General features: G+C 44.7%; 17 protein-coding genes and 1 pseudogene. 5 read left to right on the top strand and 13 right to left on the bottom strand.

The features are described from left to right. Nucleotides 1-177 precede the first annotated feature (177 nt). From B5X68_RS26590 to B5X68_RS26570, 5 genes are read right to left on the bottom strand one after another with little or no spacing between them, the layout of a single operon-like run. Nucleotides 178-927, bottom strand: coding sequence for a metallophosphoesterase family protein (locus B5X68_RS26590; RefSeq protein WP_082217811.1), 750 nt, complete (start codon nt 925-927; stop codon nt 178-180). Nucleotides 928-938: 11 nt separating this feature from the next. Next, on the bottom strand, nt 939-1976 hold the full coding sequence (gene arsB / locus B5X68_RS26585) for an ACR3 family arsenite efflux transporter (protein ID WP_082217810.1): 1038 nt from the start codon (nt 1974-1976) through the stop codon (nt 939-941). Beyond that, entirely contained in the window at nt 1973-2422 is a 450-nt protein-coding gene (gene arsN2, locus B5X68_RS26580; RefSeq protein ID WP_082217809.1) for an arsenic resistance N-acetyltransferase ArsN2, read from the bottom strand. Before arsN2 ends, arsB begins: the two co-directional genes overlap by 4 nt. Nucleotides 2423-2437: 15 nt before the next feature. Then, the gene (locus B5X68_RS26575; protein ID WP_229208581.1) at nt 2438-3010 is read right to left on the bottom strand and encodes a DUF6428 family protein; all 573 of its coding nucleotides are present in this window, start codon (nt 3008-3010) and stop codon (nt 2438-2440) included. Nucleotides 3011-3065: 55 nt separating this feature from the next. Next, nucleotides 3066-3398: an ArsR/SmtB family transcription factor gene (locus B5X68_RS26570; protein WP_082217807.1), complete on the bottom strand. Its 333-nt coding sequence runs from the start codon at nt 3396-3398 to the stop codon at nt 3066-3068. Nucleotides 3399-3505: 107 nt separating this feature from the next. Between B5X68_RS26570 and B5X68_RS26565 the strand changes: the two genes are divergently transcribed. Beyond that, nucleotides 3506-4207 (top strand): low molecular weight phosphatase family protein, encoded by a 702-nt coding sequence (locus tag B5X68_RS26565; RefSeq protein ID WP_141110430.1) that lies wholly within the window; start codon nt 3506-3508, stop codon nt 4205-4207. A gap of 107 nt (nt 4208-4314) precedes the next feature. On the opposite strand, the gene B5X68_RS26560 is transcribed toward B5X68_RS26565, so the two are convergent. The 6 genes from B5X68_RS26560 to B5X68_RS26530 all read right to left on the bottom strand — a co-directional run bounded on the left by B5X68_RS26560 (nt 4315) and on the right by B5X68_RS26530 (nt 13396). Further along, nucleotides 4315-5217 (bottom strand): bestrophin family protein, encoded by a 903-nt coding sequence (locus B5X68_RS26560; RefSeq protein ID WP_082217806.1) that lies wholly within the window; start codon nt 5215-5217, stop codon nt 4315-4317. Between the two features lie 146 nt (nt 5218-5363). Next, nucleotides 5364-8531, bottom strand: coding sequence for an efflux RND transporter permease subunit (locus tag B5X68_RS26555; RefSeq protein WP_082217805.1), 3168 nt, complete (start codon nt 8529-8531; stop codon nt 5364-5366). 39 nt (nt 8532-8570) lie between these two features. Next, the gene (locus tag B5X68_RS26550; protein WP_082217804.1) at nt 8571-9683 is read right to left on the bottom strand and encodes an efflux RND transporter periplasmic adaptor subunit; all 1113 of its coding nucleotides are present in this window, start codon (nt 9681-9683) and stop codon (nt 8571-8573) included. A 59-nt stretch (nt 9684-9742) separates the two neighbouring features. Next, nucleotides 9743-11104, bottom strand: coding sequence for a TolC family protein (locus B5X68_RS26545; RefSeq protein WP_082217803.1), 1362 nt, complete (start codon nt 11102-11104; stop codon nt 9743-9745). 403 nt (nt 11105-11507) lie between these two features. After that, entirely contained in the window at nt 11508-13211 is a 1704-nt protein-coding gene (locus tag B5X68_RS26535; RefSeq protein ID WP_082217801.1) for a sodium:solute symporter family protein, read from the bottom strand. Then, complete coding sequence (locus B5X68_RS26530; protein ID WP_082217800.1) at nt 13208-13396, bottom strand: hypothetical protein; 189 nt, start codon at nt 13394-13396, stop codon at nt 13208-13210. Before B5X68_RS26530 ends, B5X68_RS26535 begins: the two co-directional genes overlap by 4 nt. 240 nt (nt 13397-13636) lie before the next feature. Here B5X68_RS26530 and B5X68_RS26525 point away from each other — a divergent pair, with 240 nt between their 5' ends. Beyond that, a complete protein-coding gene (locus B5X68_RS26525) occupies nt 13637-15139 on the top strand; it encodes a capsule assembly Wzi family protein (protein WP_082217799.1) in 1503 nt (500 codons plus the stop codon). A gap of 1 nt (nt 15140) precedes the next feature. Here the strand turns inward: B5X68_RS26525 and rfbD are convergent, their stop codons facing one another. Both rfbD and B5X68_RS26515 read right to left on the bottom strand, forming a co-directional pair. Next, nucleotides 15141-16004, bottom strand: coding sequence for a dTDP-4-dehydrorhamnose reductase (rfbD, locus tag B5X68_RS26520; RefSeq protein WP_082217798.1), 864 nt, complete (start codon nt 16002-16004; stop codon nt 15141-15143). Nucleotides 16005-16122: 118 nt separating this feature from the next. Continuing rightward, entirely contained in the window at nt 16123-17490 is a 1368-nt protein-coding gene (locus B5X68_RS26515; RefSeq protein WP_082217797.1) for a sugar transferase, read from the bottom strand. A gap of 559 nt (nt 17491-18049) precedes the next feature. Between B5X68_RS26515 and B5X68_RS26510 the strand changes: the two genes are divergently transcribed. From B5X68_RS26510 to B5X68_RS26500, 3 genes and pseudogenes are all read left to right on the top strand, one after another. Then, nucleotides 18050-19687, top strand: coding sequence for a DUF1800 domain-containing protein (locus B5X68_RS26510; RefSeq protein ID WP_082217796.1), 1638 nt, complete (start codon nt 18050-18052; stop codon nt 19685-19687). 11 nt (nt 19688-19698) lie between these two features. Further along, nucleotides 19699-21228 carry a DUF1501 domain-containing protein gene (locus tag B5X68_RS26505; protein WP_082217795.1) on the top strand — a complete coding sequence of 510 codons (1530 nt, stop codon included), beginning with the start codon at nt 19699-19701 and terminating at the stop codon, nt 21226-21228. A gap of 88 nt (nt 21229-21316) precedes the next feature. Continuing rightward, nucleotides 21317-23527 (top strand): annotated as a pseudogene (locus B5X68_RS26500) (T9SS type A sorting domain-containing protein); the annotation flags it as partial.

The following is a 23527-nucleotide window of genomic DNA, read 5'->3' as shown; positions in this document are numbered from 1 at the left end:
TACTCCTGCCTGATGGATGTCACTTTTGTGCTCTCAGATATGGTATTTCGGCAACATGCTTTTTCATCCTGCTCCAATCGGTTTGTTTAGCCCAGGCAAACCTTAATTTAGCCATATAGCTGGATGATGATCAATGTACCCTCTTGCCAGTCAGCTGGCCGAGTAGGTTCCCTAAGGTTAATATGCTTTTCTTAGATTATCTGCAAATGCATCAGGAAGAGGGCTCCGCTCTACGGCCTGCGCTGCTTTTTCAACATCGTATTCAACCCTTACAAATTCGACCTGAACAGTATTCTGGATTTGGATGCTGGCTGTTTGATCAATCGTCAGTAGCACATAACATGCGCGCGCATCACCATCCTTGGGTTTACCGACAGAGCCTATATTAATCAGGTGATGAAAATGATCAATACCATTCTCGCCCGAATTGATAACACGGTGATAAGGCTTGTGAGAGTGTCCAAAGCAAAGAATATCCGCGTTAAATTCCTTGACCAGTTCCAGCATATACCCCTCTGGCAGCTTCTGCATCAAATATTCGTTAATGCTGCGCGGGCTTCCATGGACAAGTAACATATTAAGCTGCTGATCATTAAGTAGAAATTCTAACCTGAGATGCCTGGGTAGTGTTAATAAGTATTCCCTTTCTTTGCCTCCCACCAGCTTGTAGGCATACTCACTATTTTCTTCCTTGCTGCAACCACCTACGGAAGGAGGTATTTTGGACACTTTCAGGTCATGGTTTCCTGAGATGGTCGCAATACCGTGTTTGCGCACTAAACCGATCACCTGATTAGGCCAGACATTGTAGCCCACCAGATCCCCCAGACAGTAGACGGCATCAGGCTTTCGTTTTTCTAGATCTTCCAGTACCGCCTCAAAAGCGGGAAGATTAGCATGAATATCTGATAGTAGTGCTATTCTCATTTAATACGTAGTTAGTTGAAAAACTTGTGCTGTTGTTTGAGAGCAAAATTGACCATCAGGATCAATACCGGCACTTCGATTAGTGGGCCAATGACAGCAGCGAATGCAGCCCCCGAATCAATCCCGAATACTGCGATGGCTACCGCGATCCCTAGCTCAAAGTTGTTGCCTGCGGCGGTGAAGGCCAGCGATGTTGATTTGGCATAATCCGCACCTGCACGTTTGGACAGGTAAAAAGCAGAGAAAAACATGATTGCAAAATAGATCGTCAGTGGCAGCGCAATCCGCAGCACATCAAAGGGGATACTGACAATCAGCTGACCTTTCAAACTGAACATGACCACAATCGTAAAGAGCAAGGCAATTAATGTGATCGGGCTAATGGCCGGAAGGAATTTTGTCTCATACCACTGCTTACTAAACAACTTTGTTAATACGATCCTGGAAATAATGCCCGCCAAGAACGGGATGCCCAGATAAATAAAGACGCTTTGGGCGACCTGGCCAATCGTAATATTCACTTCAAATCCTTTCAAGCCGAAAAGCGGTGGCAAAACTGTCACAAACACATAGGCATAGACCGAGTAAAACAAGACCTGAAAAATGCTGTTGAAAGCAACCAGCCCTGCTGCATACAGGCGGTCACCATTGGCCAGGTCATTCCAGACAATCACCATCGCGATGCAACGGGCAATGCCGATCATGATCAACCCAGTCATGTACTCGGGCTTATCAGGAAGGAAAATGACGGCCAGCCCAAACATCAGCAGCGGACCAATGATCCAGTTTTGAAGTAGCGAAATCCCCAGGATCTTGGTGTTGTTAAACACCTTTGGCAGCTCTGCATAACGCACCTTGGCCAGTGGCGGGTACATCATCAGCACAAGGCCAATAGCTAACGGAACGTTCACGCCTGATCCTGAATTGAACTGGTTGATGAAATCTGGTGTACCTGGCAAGAAATAGCCAATTGATACACCGATAAGCATGGCCAAAAAGATCCATAAAGTTAGGTAACGGTCTAAAAAAGAAAGACGTGGGTTATTCATGCGGTTTGATACTTTAAATCTCTTTTCATAACGACAGCAGATGTTGGGCAAAGACCGCTAAACTGCTTGGTTTGCTGAATGGCTTCCGGCACTTGCTCACGGTTTACGACCACAAAGCCATAGCGGTCAAAATAATGGTCAGCTGTGGTTGTGATCAGGTATAGCGTTTCAACTTCTTGCTTGTCAGCATTTGCCAGAAGCTGCTCGACCAATTTCCGGGCAATGCCCTTACCCTGATGATCGGGGCTAACTGCAATTGAGCGTAACAGTCCGACTTGTTCAAACAGCTCCATTCCGGCGACACCAACAAGTGCTCCTTCGTTTCTGGCTAAAATGAAATGTTCTAAACCAGCAGGCAAGTCTTCGGTAAGAAGGTCTGCTTCTTTCAGCAGGCTGGTTATGACTTCCTTGTCTGCTGGCACTGCTTTATCAATTTGTAGTTTCATAGCTGGTTGTTTTTGTTAGCAGCACCCAGAGCCTGGCTTGCAGCTGTCACCATCGGAGGTGACCAGTTCCAATTCCTGTTTGACAGGGGCAGGCGCGCAGCATGAAGTTTCTGCTGATGGCGTGCCGCAGCTTTGGTTTCGGGTAAGTGCCTTGCATTGGGTGAAGTCCGGAACTAGTTTAACGGTAAACGTTTCACCATCGGAAGCAAACTCTCCGGGGTACATCTGGCGTGTATCAAACCTGGAATTACCGAACTCAATTTTAACGGTTGCGTTTGGGTTCAGGGGAAGCGATTTTTCAACCAGGTCAACAATCTTTAGCGCTTTGTCAACTTTCATTGAACGGTCTACTTCTTTCTCTGAGGGTTCCCATAGCTGCACGATCACTTCTGTCCAGCTATTCATTACCCCGCCGCAATCAACTGAAACAATCGGTGCTTGTTTGATCTCGGTAATGTGGTAAGAGCTGTCTACAAACTTGCCTTCCTCATATTGGAATTGCAGGTGCAGATCAGGATTTTGTTTAAGGGTATTTTTGAAATCACCCCAGCTCATTGGACTGCGAGTCTCCGGATTTAATTGGCTCATAGTTTCTATTGGTTAAATGTATTATTGCGATTGATATTATCAAAAAAAAGCCCTGCTAATTGCAGCAGGATTCACTAAGGGCAAATGTATCAAGCAACGCACCGAAAGTTTTCTGCGCTTCTGACCACACGACTGGGTTTATGCAATAGCATACCCTTGGTGGATTGATTTCACCATGGATGATGCCAATCCTTTTAAGTTCCTTCAAATGCTGGGAAACAGTTGCCTGGGCAAGTTCGAGCTCATCCACCAAATCACCGCAAACGCATGCTTTTCTGGCAATCAGTAGTTGCAGAATCGCAACCCTGGCCGGGTGCGAAAATGCCTTTGCCAGATCCGCGATACGGTTCTGCTGCTCTGTGAATATTTCGGTTTTAGTTACTCCCATGCTGCAAATATAGATAGCATTCTATCAATTGCAATATTACGATAGATATTTTTTGTCTGCTAAATTCTATCGTATCTTTACGATTGGCTACAACTTACCTGATAAATATGAACTTGATTAATCTATTACTGATAACCGTTTTTACCACTGCCGCAATCATGCCAGCTAGCAACTTAGACAACAAAAAAGCACTAAACCCAAAGCTCTCTTCCTACATCAACACGATTAAAGACGACTTCTCAAAAATTCCAGAAGACCGAAGAGAAGAGCTTGACAAAATCGCTGTATTTATCCAAAAGCAGGTCAAAGCTGGCCAGCCAGTGCAGCTCACATACATCTGTACGCACAATTCCCGCCGCAGTCATTTCGGTCAAATTTGGGCTGCTACTGCTGCTGCATATTACGACATCCCCAATGTCAAGACATACTCTGGCGGTACTGAGGCCACCGCATTCAACGAGCGGGCGGTTGCTGCTTGCGAAAGGGCTGGTTTTGATATCACAAAAACATCAGATGGCAAAAACCGAATCTATCATGTAAGCTATGGGGCCGGAGCTGAACCTATGAAAGCTTTTTCAAAAAAATATGACGACGCCAGCAATGCTCAAAGTAATTTCTGTGCTATCATGACCTGTTCACAGGCTGATGAAGCGTGCCCTGTTGTGAAAGATGCAGCTGCCAGGGTTGCCATTCCTTATGATGACCCGAAAGCCTTTGATGGTTCCGCCCAGGAGACAGCCAAATATGACGAGCGTTGCAAGCAGATCGCAACTGAGACGCTGTATGTTTTTTCAAAAGTGAAAATCTAGTTGTTTACAACTTGCTAGCACAAACAATTACTATAAAGTGCTAGCCGAGCGGTGAAGACGTGCGCATACGATGCTGGCGATTTAGGCAGGCACTTTTTTTTAAGAATCTACATCACCACACCATTTTTAGGCAGGATCTTCTCAGGAATTTTCGGGGCTCCGATCAGCTCTAAAAGGTTGATTTCAATGGTTCTGGAAAGCGTGGTCATGGGGATATCATTGGGCCCGTTCTCAAATGGGTTTTGCATCACGTATGCAATCCATTCCACGTAAAGGAAAAGAAATGATATAATGAATGTGATCGGAATGGCAATCCTGCCGATGCTTTCAACCAGGCCCATGGGCAGCACCAGCGTAAATATGAAAATGACCAGCACCACGAAAAAGCTGTATTGGGTCGGGAAAACAGTGTTTTTGATCCGCTCGCATTTTCCCATTGCATCACAAAGCCGCTGCAAGGTCTGGTCAATGTTCTGATAGAGCAGCGTTTCGATCTTGTTCTGCTCGTGCAGATCCGTAAAGCGGGATTGTATCAGGTTTAAAATCGCGTTGGGAATATTGTCCTGGCTTGCCGCGTAATTGTGCTCAGCTTCGTTTAAATGAAGATCGGCATAAACCAAAACGGGTTCCCGTCTGAGCGAATTGGTAAGCGCATAGCACCAGGCGATCTGCAAATGCGCAATGTTGGAGATGACTTGGTCTTTTTCTGCCTGATCTGTGTTAATAAAGGAAATGGATTGTCTGACCAAGGAGCGGCTGTCGTTGACAATCTCGCCCCACACCTTTCGTGCTTCCCACCAGCGGTCATAAGCTGAGTTGGTCCTAAAACCCAGCAGCAGCGAAAGTGCTGTTCCCAGAATGGTAATGATCGAGATAGGAAATGATAAAAAGTGCCAGTGCTGATAGCTGAAAAGATAAAAAACCAGTGTGGCGTAGGCCGTCACGGCCAGCAGCCCATGCCAGATTCCTTTTAAAAGCCGCCAGACTGAAAATACTTGCTTTACGTACATGATAGAAGAGTTTGAGAAAGCCTCACGCTTAATGCTAAAAAAGAATGCCCGCAGTTTGAATAGCGAAAGGTTTCACAAAAAATCAATATAAAAACAGCCCACAGAAATATTATTTCCGTGGGCTGCTTTTATATTGATATGCAACGCTACGCTATTTCGCCAGCAGGCGTATCAGGTTTATTGTTTTCGTGTTTTTTCTTGCCCATTGCGATTTTTTCAATGGCTACAAAAAGGACTGGCACCACAAAGATGGCTAGCGAGGTTGCAGCAAGCATCCCGCCAAATACGGTCCAGCCAATCGTCTTACGGGATTCAGCCGCAGCGCCATTGGCAAATGCAAGCGGGAGCACGCCCAAAATAAAGGCCAGAGACGTCATAATGATAGGGCGAAGACGCAGCTGCACGGCTTCCAGCGTAGCCGCTACAAGTTCCATTCCGCTATCGACACGCTCTTTGGCAAATTCGACAATCAAGATCGCGTTCTTGGCTGCAAGCCCGATAAGCGTAATCAAACCGATCTGCGCGTAAATGTTATTGGACAAATTCGGAAGGAATGTCAATGTTAAGATCGAGCCGAATGCGCCGATGGGAACTGCGAAAAGTACGGAGAATGGAATAGACCAGCTCTCATACAATGCAGCAAGAAACAGGAATACAAACACGATTGAAATAGAGAAGATCAACGTTGTGCTGTCGCCAGCTTTGATCTCTTCACTACTCATACCCGAGAATTCGTAGCTATAACCCGCTGGCAGTTTCTGAGCCACTTCCCGGAGCGCATTAATTGCCTGCCCGCTACTATAACCTGGTTTAGGCGTTCCGTTAATTTCGACAGATCTGTAAATGTTATAGTGAGAAATCAGCGCGGGGTTTTCAACGACTCTGGTTGTCACCAGTGAGCCCAGCGGGATCATATTTCCTTCGCGGTTACGGACGTAGAACTGCTGAATTTTATCCAGCGACGAGCGGAAACTGCTATCGGCTTGCACCATCACGCGGAAGTTACGTCCGTAAAGGTTGAAGTCATTGACATAACTACTTCCCAGCAATGTTGAAAGCGAGCTGAACACATCATTGACCTGAACACCTAATTTTTTGGTTTTATCACGATCCACGTCAATTTGGTAACTTGGCGTTCTTGCATTAAAGAAAGTAAAGGCCATGGCAATCTCGGGACGCTTGTTAACCTCGCCCAGGAAATTGCGCATCACACCTTCAAACTGCTGGATATTATCTGTACTCGTGGATTGTTGCAGCTGGAATGTAAAACCTGAGGTCGCACCCAGACCTGGAATCGCAGGTGGCGCAATGGCCAGTACGCGCGCTTCCTTAATGTCGGCCGTTCCACTTTGAATCCGTTTAATAACAGCCTGCACGTGATGCTCGGCGCCTTTACGGTTGGCCCAGGGCTGTAAGCTCAAAAACAATGTACCCACATTGGATTTATTTGAAAAGCTTAAAACGTTGAGTCCAGCCAAACCACCCGCCACACGGACTTCGGGAATTGCAGAAACGCGTTTCATGATCTCTTTGAGCATGGCGATGTTACGCGTGGTTGAAGTTGCTTCCTGCATTTCGTATGTGACAAAAAGACGTCCTTCATCTTCAACGGGGATAAAGCCTGAGGGCTTGTTTTTGAAAAGGAAAAACAGACCAACAAAAAGACAAACCATCATCACAAGCACAAGCGGAGTGGCTTTGATCCATTTGGCAACGCCACGCGTATAACCGCGAGAAACCTTATCAAACCATCGGTTAAAGCGGTCAAAGAATTTTTCCAGCCAGTTCTTGTTATCATTTTCACCCTTCGAAGGTTTAAGCATGATCGAGCAAAGCGCTGGTGTAAGCGAAAGCGCAACGAATGCGGAAAGCAAAACAGAAACGGCAATGGTAATGGCAAACTGCTGATAAAGCCGGCCCACAATTCCAGGCACAAAACTTACCGGCACAAAAACCGCGGCAAGGATCAAGGCAATCGCAATTACGGGCCCGGAGATATCTTTCATCGCCTGAACGGTTGCATCCTTGGGCGACATTTTCTTTTCATCAATATAATGCTGCACGGCTTCTACCACCACAATGGCATCATCGACGACGATACCAATGGCAAGCACGAACGCAAACAGCGTAAGGGTGTTGATCGTAAAACCAAAAGGGATAAAAAATATCAGCGTACCGATCAGCGAAACAGGAATGGCGAGGATCGGGATCAGCGTGGCGCGCCAGTTTTGAAGAAATAAGAACACAACGATGACAACCAGGATCATCGCTTCGGCGAATGTTTTCAAAACTTCCTCAATAGAAACTTTAACCACAGTGGCCGTTTCATTGGGGATCACATAGTCGATGTCCTTGGGAAATGTCTTTTTCATTTCCGCAAGTTTTTTCATCACACCATCGTAAGTAGCAAGCGCGTTCGCACCCGGCGCCTGATAGATCAAAACGAATGCGGCTGGTTTTCCTGCAACGAATGCATTGGCACTATAATCGAATTTTCCCAGCTCAACCCGGGCTACATCCCGCAGATAAACCACGCTTCCGTCCTGAGGCGAGCTTCTTACAATAATGTCTTCGAACTGCGCCTTCGTATTCAGACGGCTGTTGGTTAATACGTTGTATTCAAAAGTTTGCGTATTGGGCTGCGGGTTACCACCAATGGTTCCGGCTGCCACTTGCAGGTTCTGCTCGGCAAGCGCTGCTGAAATATCAGAAGGCGTCATGCGCAGGTTGGCCAGCTTTTCAGGATTCAGCCAGATACGCATACCAAAGTCATCAGCCCTGGAAATAATATCTCCAACGCCTTTAACGCGTTGCAGTGCATCCTTTAAATAAATGTTGGCATAATTACCAATGAACTGGGCATCATGGGTTCCGTTAGGCGAGTAGAGTGCCAAAACGATCATAATACTTGGCTGGCGCTTTCTTACCGTCAGGCCAAGCCGCTTAACCGCGTCGGGCAGGGTAGGTTCTGCAACGCTCACACGGTTTTGCACGTCCAGGGCAGCAATGTCGACATTGGTACCAACGTCAAAAACAACGTTAATGCTGCTTTGGCCGCTGCTTGTGGAGTTACTGGACATGTAGGTCATGCCCGGCGTACCATTGATCTGTGTTTCGATTGGCGTAGTCGTGGTCTGCTCGACGGTCTGGGCGTCGGCACCCGTGAAGTTACCACTTACCGTAACGGTAGGAGGCGTAACATCGGGATACTGCGCAACAGGCAATGTCGTCAATGCGATCAGACCCACCAGGACCAGTACAACGGAAGTAACTATCGCTGTAACAGGTCTTTTTATAAAAATATCTGCAATCATTTTTACTGGATTATATTAGAATAGTAAAAGAGCGAAGGGTTACTTCCCGTCTTTAATAACTGCGCCTTCTCTCAGGTTCTGAACGCCTTCGACAGCGATCTTTTCTCCCTCTTTCAGTCCGTCTTTCACAATGACATTGGCGCCCAGGGCAGTTCCCAGCACAATGCGGCGCTGGCTCACTTTACTGCTATCGCCTGCCACGTAGACAAAATATTCTCCCAATTGCTCGGTAACGGCTTTGTATGGGATCACCACCGATTTGGCAGCGGCATTATTGAGCACGCGAACTGTCCCGCTCATGCCCGAGCGAAGCCGGTTGTCTTTGTTTGGAAATACAAGCCTTGTTTTGATTGTTCCTGTCTGAGGGTCCACGGCGCGGTCTATGAGGGCAATTTTACCTGTTGCAGGAAAAATTTCAGTTCCAAATTTCAAAGTGAATGTAGAATCAGCCGCCTTCGCGTTTTTCATCAGCGTGGAAAACCGGTAAATTTCTTTTTGATCCACATTAAAGTCTACTGCAAGCTGATTATCAGTGGAAACGGTGTTTAAAATAGTCTGGCCTGCTGAAACCGCTGCGCCGACTTTTACCAGTGATATCCCGATAACGCCGTCAAAGGGAGCGGTAACCTTTGTGTAGTTTACGCTTGTCTGAACGGCCTGGATATTAGCCTTGGCAGCTTCTGCCTGCCTTTTGGCCACTTCCAGGGCAGCATCTGCATTATCGACGAGCTGCCGCGCAACGGCGTCATTTTTTTCAAGCTCGTGATAGCGGTCTGCATCTTTTTGGGCGCGCGCCAGGTTGGCCTGCTGAACATTCAGGTTGGCTACTGCCTGATCATAATTTGCATTATAGAGCTGGGCATCAATAGAGTAAAGCAACTGGCCTTTTCTCACGCGCGAGCCATCTTTAAAATGGATGCCAGTGATAAAACCCGTTACCTGCGGGCGCAGCTCAATTTCATTCAGTGCTGTAACCGTGCCCGGATATTCGTCATAGTAAACAGCATCGGCTGTGGTCACCGAAACCAGTGACACCGGCACTGCGGGTGGCGCAGTTGGTAGCTGCTGCTGCTGTTTGTTTTTATCTCCGCAGGAGCTTAGAATGCCCAAAAACAGTGCTGCGGAAAAGTATGGTAATTTATTTGAGAACATAATAGGGGTATTTTTTCAATTTTTATCTCTTAACTAGGAAAACAAGGCGGGCTGACCCGCTAGTAATTCATCTGCCCAAGGGCTTTTTGTACATCAATTTTGCTAGCCAAAGTCTGGTAAAGCGCGTTGTAGTAGCTGATGCGGGCTAAACGAAGATCGGTTTCTGAGGTTACCACTTCCAGATAAGTCTTTATCCCAGACTTGTATTGCAACTGGATCACATCATACACCTCGCGGGCCAGATCCATGTTCTCCTTTTGAGCCAACAAATTGGTCAGATTGCCTTTATAGCCTGCCAGCGCCTGAGAATATTCAGCACTTACATTCATTTGAAGACCTTTAATGTCCCAATCGAGTCGCTTGATCTGCCATTCTGCGGCTTTGGTGTTCGCCTTTCTTTTGCCTCCCTGGTAAAGCGGAAGCGAAAGCGTGAGCAGACCAAATGAGTTGGGATAATTCTTATTATAAAGATCAGTGAACTGGTTATTCTGGAAATTCAGGTTATAGGCCCCATTCAAGGAAATGTTTGGCAGGTAGCTCCATTTGTTATATTGAAGATTGGCCTCCAAAAGCTTTTTCTGGGTGCTTAGCAGCTGATATTCAATACGCGAGTTCAAATCCAGGTTTTGCATCGTATCAAGTGCGATCTCGCGCTCCATCTGCAAAGTGTCGTAACTGATCTGCAACTGTTGGTTGGAAGGGTAACCCATTAAAGATTTGAGATATTCCAACTTGGCTTTCAAAAGCTCCTCATTGCTTTTCTTGCTGGCCTTGGTATTGTTGAGCGAAATCGTTGCCCGCTTAAAATCGATCTTATCGGCAATTCCCGACTTATACTGATTTTCCGCGTCCTTCAAACTTCTTTCCAGTCGCTGAATGTCTTCCTGGGCCACGTCGATCTGCTGGGTTGTGGCCAGTACATCATAAAATGCCTTGGAAACATTCACGGCAATGTCAGTCTTATTAAAGGAAGTGTTCTGGCTTGCCTGCAAAAGCACGTCCCTTTTTGTCTGATTTGCCAAAAGCACATCACGGTTGAAGATCTGCTGCGATAAGGTGAACTGCGCCGCAGAGATGTTGCTAACCCCAAGCTTTACGGGATTACCGGCAATAATGCTGGTTTGAACAATGAAATTGTGTTGCAGATTGTAGTTAAAGTTAATCTGGGGATACCAGTCAGCGAGTCTGCTGCGAATCTGGTTTTCTGTGATGCGCTCATCGATCAGCGACTGCTGAACAACGGGCTGGTTTTTAATGGCGTAGTCAACAACCGCCTGCAAAGTTGCCTGCTCCAATAAGGGCGCCTCTTTGGAACTTTCCTGAATGGCCTGAGAAAATATAGGGCAAAAAGAAGTGAGTAAAAGCAGTGCCGAGCTAAGCGCCAAACGCATTGTTTTTTGTGGCTTAGACCAATACTTCATGTAGATATTTATTTTATGAAACAGAGAATATAGTAGCGCTCGAAATGCGCTGTGGAAAAATGATTTCGGCTCGTCAGCTGTCAGTAGGGATAAAATCGAGATTACTGCCGAAAATCAATGGGTGGATAAAGGATTGCATAAAAGGCTCAGGATGAAAATTTTGTATACAAACGGTGACATAGTGGGCGTGGGTCTTTGCCGCCACGGTTCTCCGATTGTACTTATTAAGGACTTAAAACCCGGAATAGTTTCACCATATCCGCTAAAACTTTCGCCTATGAGGCAATTTTCTTCTAATAATCAAAAATTTAAAAGAAATTATACAGAAACCTCTCTGGCGCTGAGTGGTGACATGGGGATTGCAATATTCGAGGCTGGTTACTTAACGATATGGCCAGGTTACTTAAAGTGCATTAACTTCTGAGGCGGGTTGCGGAAGGATCTTTTCAATGATCCAGGCAAACAGGATTACCAGCACACAACCGATCAGGTTCAGCCATAGGAAGGCCGTTAAGTCGAGCCAGTAGCTGAGAACAACAAATATCTCGCCCAGGATACTCGCAAAAAAAACGGCCCTGCTGCCAATTTTGGGAAAGTAAAAAGCTACCAGAAAGATGCCCAGGATCACACCGTAAAACAACGATCCAAGAATATTGACAGCCTCAATCATACTGCCAAGCCGGGAGGCATATTGGGCAACGGCAATACAGAATATACCCCAAAAGAAAGTTGCCCATCGCGATGCCGTTACGTAATTAATAGCGTCATCGTCTTTATGCACCATTCGCTTGTAAATATCTACAATGCTGCAAGATGCCAGCGAATTATAGGCAGATGCAACCGAGCCCATGGAGGCCAGAAGAATAACCGCTATTAACAGACCAACCATGCCGACGGGCAAATAATCAATCACAAATCTTAAAAAGATATAGTTAACGTCATTAATGTCGGCTCCATTGGCTTTGGAAAGCACGGTTGCAGCTTGTTTTCGCACATCCTGCACCTGGGTCTCGATTCCTGCCAGTGCAGTCCTGGATCTTTCAATAGATGGCTCATCATCTTTTTTCAATGCGCGAGTAAGCTCCATAACATGCGGGCGCTTGGCTGCCTGAATCGCGTCATGCTTGTTTTCAAGGGCTTTGTACTGGCCTGCATATTCTGTTTTCCTGACTTGCTGCACAGCCGTTTCATTGAAGAACAGCGGCGGGTTTGTAAATTGATAAAACGCAAACACCAAAACGCCCACCAGCAGGATCATGAACTGCATCGGAATTTTCAAAAGACCATTCATGGCCAGGCCCAGCTTACTTTGGCCCTGGGAGCTTCCCGTCAAAAACCGTCCGACTTGTGACTGGTCCGTTCCAAAGTAGGAGAGTTGCAGAAAAAATCCGCCGATCAGCCCCGACCATACATTATAACGGTTATTGAGATCAAAAGTAAAGTCGATCAGATTGATCTTGCCCATCTTGCCAGCTACATGCAGTGCATCTCCAAAGGAAACCTCGTCAGGCAAGAATTTAACAACCATTACACCGGCAACCACCATTCCGACCGTTATAATGCCCATTTGCTGCAAGTGCGTATGCGACACCGCGCGGCTTCCACCCGCAATCGTATAGAGCATAACGATTCCCCCTGAAATAATGTTGGTCCAGGTAATGTCCCAGCCCAGAATCGCCGAAAGGATCAACGATGGCGCATATATGGAAAGCCCAGTAGAAAGCCCTCGCTGCAATAGAAACAGAAATGAGGTAAGCGCGCGCGTCCGCAAATCAAAGCGCCTTTCCAGAAATTCGTAAGCGGTAAATATTTTAAGCTGGCCGAATTTGGGAACAAATGTGATGCACAATACCACCATTGCCAGCGGCAGACCAAAATAAAATTGTACAAAACGCATCCCGTCCGTGTAAGCCTGGCCCGGTGCCGACAGAAAAGTGATCGCACTTGCCTGCGTGGCCATTAATGATAATGTTACGTGATACCAGGGAAGCGACTGGCCAGCCAGTAAAAACGAGTCCATGGTATGCGTTTCGCGGCTGCGATAAATCCCGTAGGCAACAACAAATATAAGTGTGAGTGAGAGTACAATCCAGTCCAGAGAGCTCATTGAAAGTGGGTCATAAATAAATAGAAGAGGACAATCAGTAGGACGAGTGTGCCGATAAGCAGCTGATAGAGCTGTTTCCAGCTACTGACAAATGGGGGCAAGCCGTCGCGGTCTATCGCGTCCAGGTCTTGCGAGCCCCGGTCTTGCGAGTCCATATCCTGCGGACTATTTTCATTTATTTTCATCAAGAGCGTTTCAGGAATTAGGGTTACAGGCCACCGTGTATTGTACCACCGGGTATCGTACCACCGGTAAAAATAGAACGGTTTTTACATTGTTTTAGCATATGAAGTCAAAATTGGGATGAACGGAGTGGGATGGTGCTGCTAAGGCGTTCCTGTTGCATGCCATGTTTATTTCAGATTTTTTGAATAACTTTTGAGCTTGAACCCGTACTTATCTGCTGCTAAATCACTCCTTTTTCAATGATCTCTTCTAGTTATGTTTTGCTTGCAGCAACTTTCTTCGTAAGTCTTGTCCCTGCCTTTGCGTTCCAGAGATCAGATGATGGAAATAATCCAAGTATTGAAATTCAGCCCGATACGCTACCCGATCAATCTTTAAAAACCTGGGTGGAACTAGCCGGATATGGCTCGTCAACATCTCGGACGCCTTTCTGGCTGCATGCAAACCAGTGGGGCATTGTACCCATTTCCGGGCAAGTCGTAAGCCTGCGTGCCGGCGTTGAAGCCAGAAGTTTTTTTTCGAAAGACTCACTATCTGAGCCTAAGTGGTCCATGACATATGGAGCCGAATTGGTTGCCAATGGGGCGCAGCATAGCAAGTTTCTATTTCCGCAAGCTTATGCTGGTGTTGCATTTAAGAGCTTTCAGCTGACCATCGGTAGGCGCAAGCAGTGCGTTAGCTTCAACGATTATGAGCTTGGCAGTGGGGCATACATGTGGTCTGGTAACGCGCTTCCTGTGCCACGGATACAGCTGGGTTTTGAAAACTATGTCCCCCTGATCAAAAATTTCGTTTACTTCAAAGGCTTCTATTCCGATGGCTTCCTTGATGGAAAGCGTCCGGTAACCAGTGAGTTGAAGTTGCATAATAAGAGCCTTTTTATTCGGCTAGGGAGACCGAATGGCACCGTTCAGCTTCACGGCGGTTTTAATCATGCCGTCCAATGGGGTGGGCGCTCACCGTACCTGACAGAAAATGGTCAAATGCCAAAAGGGATTGATAAATATTGGTACGTAATAACAGGTTTTAAGCCCGGCCGAAACGTCAAAGGCATCTCTACCTTTGACAAAACGAACCGCATTGGAAATCACGTCGCAAGTCTGGATGCGGGCATTGAACTTAATTTTGCCAATATTAATATCATGCTGTACCGCCAAAGTGTGGTAGAAGACGGATCACTACTGTATTTGAATAATATAAAAGACGGGCTGAACGGAATCACCTTCCGAATGAAGCACCAAAAGGAAAGAAACTTAACAGTTGATAAAGCGACATTTGAATTTCTGTACACAAAAAGCCAGGGCGGCAGCGAGGCGAATGCGGGCAATGGAATCCGTGGAAAAGACGATTACTTTAACAACGCCCAAGTTAGAGATGGATGGCAGTATTATGGACGGGCGATCGGAACGCCTTTCATAACACCTCAATCAGAAAACCAATGGCCCAGATACGCCGATTTTTTTACAAATAATAATCGAGTGTGGGTCTTGCATAGCGGGTTACAAGGCAAAATAAAAGAGACAACCTGGGTGACCAAATTGTCTCTTTCAAATAATGAAGGCACTTACGACCAGAAGCTACCTAAAAAAATGTATCAGTTTTCAGGAATCATTGCGCTGGAAAAGCCACTTAAATGGTTGGGTGGTTCTGTTATTAAAGGCGCCGTATCAGTAGATGCCGGTAAGTTTCTCGGAGATGTCATAGGTGGAATGCTGTCTTTTCGCAAAAATATTGCGTTTTAAATTATACTTTCTCCGCCGCAAGGCGCTCCAAGCATAAGGCCAAACTATCTCTCCAATAAGGGATCTGAATTCCGAAGGCGGTTTTGATCTTTGTCTTATCCATCACCGAGTAAGCAGGTCGAACTGCCTTGGTGACATATTCTGATGTCTTAACCGGGTTAAGCTTAATTTCCGTTTCGCTAATATCAAAAACCGCTTTGGCAAAGTCGTACCATGAAGTTACGCCTTCGTTACTATAATGGTAAATGCCATATTCCTTGCTGTCAGATGCAATGATATCCAAAATGGCCCCAGCCAGATCAATCGCATAGGTAGGAGAGCCTACTTGATCCACGATAACACCTAATTGATCCCTTTCGCCGCCTAATCTCAGCATGGTTTTGACAAAATTGTTGCCGTACTCAGAGTAAAGCCAGCTTGTACGCAATGTAAAGTGCTGAGCTAAAATTTCGGCAATGGCAGCTTCACCTTCCAACTTTGTAAGTCCGTAAATATTTTCTGGTTCTGCCGGATCTGTTTCCATTAAAAGACCAGTGACATCGCCTTTGAATACGAAGTCGGTGGAAATATGAATTAGTGTGGTGCCATGAGCAGCACATGCTTTTGCAATGTAAGCAGCACCATCCCTATTGACCTTTCGGCAGATATCTTGTTCGTCCTCTGCCTTATCAACTGCCGTATAAGCGGCGCAGTTGATAACAAATGAAGGTTTTTCTGCATTGAATAACTTATCCAGAAGCGCTTCGTCCAATATGTTTCCCTCCTGCTCAGATGGAAACGAAATGTCATTGATACTTCTTTCGGCTGCTACTCTTTTTAGACAGCTACCCAACTGGCCAGAGGCGCCCAGAACTACTATTTTCATTGGATTAGTTTTAGATTATGCGTAAATATAGAGATGGTGGTGTTATCAAATCAAAAGGCCTGATAGAAATAATGCTCCATCAGGCCTTCTATTTTTATAAGCAATGAATCCCAAGTAACTATTGTCCTCGTCCTAGAACCATTACTTGTACCGTTCTAAATATCAAGCGAACGTCGTCGAAAACACTGTAAGTTTTCAAGTATTGCAAATCATATTTGAGACGCTCAACATTTTTGGCTACTGTATCAGCATATCCAACATTGATTTGACCGATTGAAGTAATGCCAGGTTTAACAGTTAAAAGGCGTTGGAATTCGTGAGGAGCAGCTTCCATAAGCATATCTACATCATATTTATACAAAGGTCTCGGACCCACTACGGACATTTCGCCTTTCAATACATTAATGAACTGCGGCAGTTCGTCGAGTCTTGATTTTCTTAACACGCGACCGATTGGTGTTATTCGAGGATCATTATCTCCCTGTGAATGCTGCAAACCCATTGTGTGAGCATCCACTCGCATACTGCGGAACTTGTAGATATAAAACATTTCGCCCCATCTTCCAGATCGTTGTTGCTTGAAGAATACGGGACCAGGGGAAGTAATCTTGATCGCAGCCCAAACCAAAAAGAATATAGGCGCACCTAATATCATTACGATAGCTGAGAATACAAGGTCAAAGCTACGCTTTAATGTCTGCTCATTGAAACTTGAAAATGGCTTGGTGTTCACCTGAATGATCGGGTACATGTCGTGATACTCAATCGTAGCCATATTTGTCATAAACCCTCTGAAATCCGGTACAAGGCGGATCTGCGTTTTCAAGCGCTCCCCAAGCTTAATCACATCGCGAACCTGCTCATCACTCATTTCTGAAAGGCAGCAATAAAGGTAATCCAGTTGGTTTAGCTTCACCACTGCTTCAAGCGCACCGATATGATTTTCCTGACCATCCAATTGAAACATTCCATAATAGCGATAACCAAGTTCCTTGCGCTCGCCATAAAACTCACGAATTAAAGAAGCCAAATCACCCTTACCAACGATAGCATAGCGATTGTAGTTGTAACCTGCTTTTCTGTAGACTTTTAGAAACAAGACAGCGGCTGCTCTGGAAGCAGTGGACATCGTAAGGAAAAGTCCGTAAGTCGCGAGGAATTGATATCTGGAATACTCCTCTCCCTGTTTAGTCAGATATAAAAACGCCATCATTACCGCCCCGTGTACCAGAACAGCCTTTAGGAAATTTCCAAGCTGCGTATTAAAGTGGTAGGACAGTCGGGTAAAAAGGTAAGTCTTTAAGATGTGTATTGTGAAAATCCAAACAAGGTTCGCTACGAGGAGCAGGTTGACGTAATTGTTTGGGAGAATGTCTGAGTTTGCATCAAACCGCAGAAAATAAGCTATAAGGAAGGACAGATTTAGAAGAACTACGTCAGTCCATAGGTGCGCTTTGGGGAGCAAACCCGAATAATGATTTTTCATGTTGATAGACGTTGAGTTGATTTTAATATGACCACTAGTTGATTTAGCGGGTACAAATGCTTGGTATAAAAAAAATGCAACTAGCACAGTAATACAATACTACGCAAAATTCCGTAAAACTTACTACATCGTTGATGTTTTTCTTTTAATTATTTCAAGAAACTTGATACACGCTTGAAGCCATAAGGCCAATCGATTACCGGTAATTCGCCATAAATAGCATACGCAGGTGCACATAGACGCCAGAGGCCTATGAATTCTTTCCGATTTTTCTTTATCACAAATCTTTGACGAAAACTCAGTCAGACAGGATGAGAACCGAAAGTAAAAGTAAAAAGGGTAAACTGGGTTTTGTCATCATAATGTTCCAAATCAGCACATGGAAATCGGCTACGAAGCAGTAATAGTGTGAAACTAATGATTTAGAAAACCAAATTTAAAGGCAGTTACTTATAATTGCTGATAAAAATTATTTTGAAATGACATGTAGAATTAATTTGTATATGTATGTAGGAGCAAGTATATTTGTATAAGCTTTAAAAATGAATAGTCATAAACAATGGGGTTTTTAGACACATACTCAGCACCGTTAACAGAAAAAACTGCGGCACATTTACTGAGGAGAGCGACTTTTGGTCCTACCCGAGCTGAAATACTGAACCTTTCAGGAAAATCGGCTTCCGAAGCGGTTGATATTCTTATCGACAATGCTTCTTTCAGAGCATCTCCTCCTCCTCCCGTGGAATTGGATGACAATAGGAGTGATGCAGGTCAGCCATTTTTACAAAAACCATTCGATCTGAATAGAGCCACATCATACCTTCGATATATCCAGTATTGGTGGATTGGATTGATGACAGAGCAAAATGGATTTCCTTCTGTTTTAGAAAAGCTTACCGCTTTTTGGCAAAACCATTTTGTGGTTACATCAGCAGACGTCGAAGATTATCGTTACATCAACAGATATTTGAGTTTCCTGAGAACAAACGCGTTGGGGAATTTTAGGGATATCACAATTGGAATGACTAAGGATCCAGGCATGCTTAGGTTTCAAAACGGTAACGAGAATACAAAGACTTCACCGAATGAGAACTATGCTAGAGAGCTGCAAGAGCTATTCACTGTAGGGCAAAAAAATTTCGCAGGAAGCTATAATTATACCGAAGATGACGTTAAGGCCGCTGCAAGAGTCTTGACGGGGTGGCAAGCCACAAATTACTTTGTTCCAGCATCAACTGCGTTTGGATCTATCTTTAATCCGGAACGACATGACACTGACGATAAAGCGTTTTCGGCGCACTATAATAACACTGTAATTTCAGGTAAATCTGGCAATAGCGCAGGTGATGAGGAGCTTAGCAGCCTAGTGAATATGCTTTTAAGTCATCCTGAGGCTCCCAAATTTATATGCAGAAAGTTATATAGATGGTATGTCAACCCCAACGTTAATCAAGATATCGAAAATCAGGTTATCATTCCGTTAGCTGAATTTTTTGCCAGTCCAATTAATAATTTTGAGATTAAGCCGGTTCTGAGAAAATTACTTACAAGTAATATCTTTTTTGATCAGGCCAATATAGGAGCCATTGTGAAATCGCCGTCCGAAATGATGATTGGAATGATCAGGTTTTTTAATCAACCGGTACCTGATATTACAACAGAATTCGGACCATTTCGCCTGATGATGGATTTTATCGCAGGTAGTATGAACACAATGCAACTTAGTTTTTTGAATCAGCCATCAGTTTTCGGATCACTTCCTTACTATCAGACTGGTTATTCACGAAATTGGATTAATGGTACTTCGCTTGGATACCGTGGATCCAGATCAGATGCTATGGTTTATCCATTCGTAAGGATTAAACCTGACTATTTGCTTCAAATTGATGTTTTAGGCAGACTCAGCGCTATTCAGCCAAATTTTGGGAATGTAACCGCGGCTCCCGCTATTACCTGTGAAAAAGTCTTAGCAGAATTCTCTAGTAATCTCTATGCAGTTGAATTGACACAAGTGCAAAAAGACTTTCTAATTGATAAGATCATGATGATGAATAGTAGTCCTCGAACAACTTGGACTAGGGAGTGGGATGCTTACCGAGCAGCACCAAGTGATGTTTCCAAGCAAAATACCATTTTGTGGCGCTGCCGTGCGATGCTTAAGTACATGTTGAGAATGGCTGAGTATCAACTATTTTAACCGTTTCAGTCATGAAAAGAAGAGATTTTATTAGCGCCGCTTCATCTATGGCGCTGCCATTGATGCTAGATGGCTTTGGCATTAAATCCTTAGCTAAAGGGTCAGCATTAGTTCAGTCGTTAAGAAAGACAGCTGCTGTTAATAGCGACCGGATTTTAGTAATAGTTTATTTGGGTGGGGGTAATGATGGTCTAAATACCGTAATCCCACTTGAAAATTATTCCGCGTATAACCAACTACGTAATAATATCGCAATCCCGGAAAATAGTATTTTGAGATTGGCTGGAAATTTAGAAACGGGTTTTCATCCAGCCATGACAGGTATGCGAGCCTTATATGATGAAGGTAAGTTATCAATAATACATTCAGTGTCTTATCCAAATCCGGATTTATCCCACTACCGATCAACAGACATTTGGATGACGGGCGTGGATTCATCTCAGTATGCAGACTCTGGATGGGCAGGTAGGTATCTAAATGATCGATTTCCAGGATATCCAAACAACTATCCCAATAGTGAGATGGAAGATCCGTTAGCTATTCAAATTGGTCAGATCAGTACAACAACCTTACTGGGTAATAGTGAATCTATGGGGATTACACTTCAAGATCCGAATAGTTTTTATCAAATGATTGGCGAGCCTGATCTTAGTTTGGAAAGTGGATTACCATGTTGTGATGCTGGAGAGTTAATAGCCTATATCAGGCAACAACAGGTTTTGGCAGTCGGCTATGCCGGAGAAATAAAGGCCGCAGCAGATGCCGGGAGAAATCTCGCCACATATCCTGACGCGTCTCAAAAGAACGATTTGGCAGATCAGCTAAAAATTGTTGCTAGATTGATTCATGGGGGTTTAAGATCAAAAATATACTATGTATCATTAGGAGGTTTTGACACTCATTCCAACCAAATCGGCTCTAATAGCCTGGAGGGCAATCATGCAGAGTTATTAAAAAAATTATCGGATGCAATTTATGCATTTCAAAGTGATCTGGGGCTACAGGGAACGGCGGATAAAGTTTTGGGAATGACATTTTCGGATTTTGGCAGAAGAGCTTCCTCAAATGCCTCGAAAGGTACGGACCATGGGATAGCTGCGCCCATGTTTGTATTTGGAACAGGTATGAAAAGACAACTTGTAGGAACGAATCCAGATTTAGTGAATGGCTTACTTCCTGCAAACCCATATCCCGGTGATCCTAATAGGGATATTAAAATGCAAATCGATTTCAGAAGAGTTTATTCAGATGTGTTAAATGATTGGTTTGGAACTGTACGGTCGACGACTGATCAAATATTGTATCGGAATTTTAAAACAACATCACTTTTCTCTGATCTCGTACAGTCCATTGCCTCAGGTTCATGGCTTAATCCAGAGATATGGTCTTCTGGACGTATTCCAACTGCACTTGATCTAGTACAGATTAATCCGGGGCATACCGTTGAGGTGGGGCAGAACATTATCGCGAAAGACTTGCAAGTAAAGAATGGTGGTGAGTTGAAATTTTTAGGCAATTACAGTTTCAAACGTCCTGGATGAAACGTTGGGACATTGATTGATCTCTAGGATGTTAATCGGAATTTATAATGGCTTTTGCATGACTCAACGAATGTGATTTAACAGGTTTATGAAATACTTTTATACACGCTTGATATTTATCGGCCTGCTGGTTTTTAGCAGGGGCATTTCTTTCGGTCAACAGGGTGGCGTTACATATACAGATCGATCTAGTCCTTTTGGTATTGTAAGTTTCTCCGCCGCTTCTCAATTGACAGAAATTAGTAATACTACTCATATAGATGGCTATGTAAAAAAATATGGTAACGGCCCATTTTCCTTTCCAGTTGGTCACAAAGGATTTTACCGGCCATTTGCGGCGAATACGGACGGTACTATTGGAGCTTACTTCCAGGAAAATCCTAATGTTGCCACTCTTCCAACTGGTGGTCCTTTTTTAGTTTCAAATATTGCTAGCTCTCTTGGGAAAGTAAGCACTAAGGAATACTGGGATATTAATGGATCAAATCAATCGTCAGTAACACTCAGTTGGGATGTAGCCAGCGGTGTGGCTTCTTTGACAGATAGTGCGTTATCTAAGCTTACAATAGTTGGATGGAATATAGCGGCCTCCGAGTGGGAGCCTATTACTTCTACGGTTGACGCTGTGAAATTGTCGGGTGGCGTGAGCACGATCAGCAATGGTTCTATTACGACGGTTCAGGAGATAGTCCCAAATAATTTTAGTGTATATACCCTTGGGGCACTGATTTCAAATTCCGTTCCTGTCAGCTATGGTGGAATTTTGGAATTAGTGAATTGCACAGAAATAAAGGGTTGGGTTTGGGATCAAAATTATCCTAATGCAGACATAACAGTCGAGTTATTTGAGGGTGATGTCATTTACGCAACCACAAAGGCAAATATACAGCGCGCCGATCTGCCAAATAGTGGACCAGGATCTGGGAGGTATGGGTTTAGTATTGCTACTCCTGTTGCACTAAATGACGGAGCGATTCATCAGCTAGGTGTTAGGGTCAAAAACAGTAATTTTGTATTGGCATCTTCTCCTAGAAGCTTAAACTGTGCGTACGAAGGCAGTTTCGAAACGGCTGATTGTTATGCTATCAAAGGATGGGTTTGGGATCGGAATAATCCCAATTCGGCGTTAAATATTGAAATACTAGAAGGCAATACTGTCGTTGCAACGACACTGGCAAACTTGGACCGCACGGATATAAACGTGGGAACCGGGAAATACGGATTTGACTTTGAATTGCCTATTGCGTTCAGAGACGGTCAGCCCCATCAGTTCAACCTACGTATCAAAGGAACAACTTTTAATTTGTCCGGCTCACCAAGGACTGTAAACTGCCAAAATAATATCTACAATGGCAATTTTGAGGTTGCTGATTGCAGCAAGATTAGTGGTTGGGTTAGTGCCACCAACTACCCAAATTCGGCTGTAGATGTTGAGTTAGTGGAAGGAAATAACGTGGTGGTAAGCGCTACTGCAAATATCTACCGAGCCGATTTAAACATGGGAACAAAGAAGTATGGTTTCAGCATAGCCATTCCTTCTTCGTTAAAGAATGGTCAGTCCCGTGTTTTGAGCGTCCGTGTGAAAGGGAGCACTTATGTTCTGTCCGGGTCTCCCAAGACGGTGACATGTGCAGCCCCTGCGCAATACGCTGGCGATTTTGAATTATTGGATTGTAATACGATCAAAGGTTGGGCATGGGCCAGCAATTATCCAGACACCTCCATGACAGTTGAAGTACTTGAGGGCACGTCGATCCGTGCTACAGTAGTTGCGAACATATTCCGTCAAGACCTATTTGATTCTGGCAAGGGCAATGGTAAATACGGCTTTACTATTCCCCTTCCAGCCTTGCTAAGGAATGGTCAGGCGCGTCAGTTAAGCATCCGAATTAAAGGGACAATTTATACTTTGTCTGGCTCACCAAAAACAGTTACTTGTGCAGCACCAGCGATTTACAACGGCAATTTTGAAATCGCGAATTGCGATAAAGTCAGTGGTTGGGCGAGTGCTTCCAATTACCTAGACTCGGCAGTTGTTGTTGAGTTGGTCGAAGGAAGTAACGTAGTGGCTATTGGGACGGCAAACCTTTACCGTGGTGATTTGAGCATGGGGACGAAGAAGTATGGTTTCAATATAGCGCTTCCTTCATCTTTAAAGAATGGGCAGGCACGCCAACTGAGTGTGCGCATAAAGGGGACAACCTATGTTTTGCCCGGATCAACCAAGACAGTAACGTGTGCATCGCCCGCCCAGTATGCCGGGGACTTTGAATTGTTGGACTGCAATACGATCAAAGGT

Origin of the sequence: Dyadobacter psychrophilus (assembly GCF_900167945.1) — a bacterium.
GTDB lineage: Bacteria > Bacteroidota > Bacteroidia > Cytophagales > Spirosomataceae > Dyadobacter > Dyadobacter psychrophilus.
This window is presented reverse-complemented; position numbering and strand designations above follow the sequence as displayed.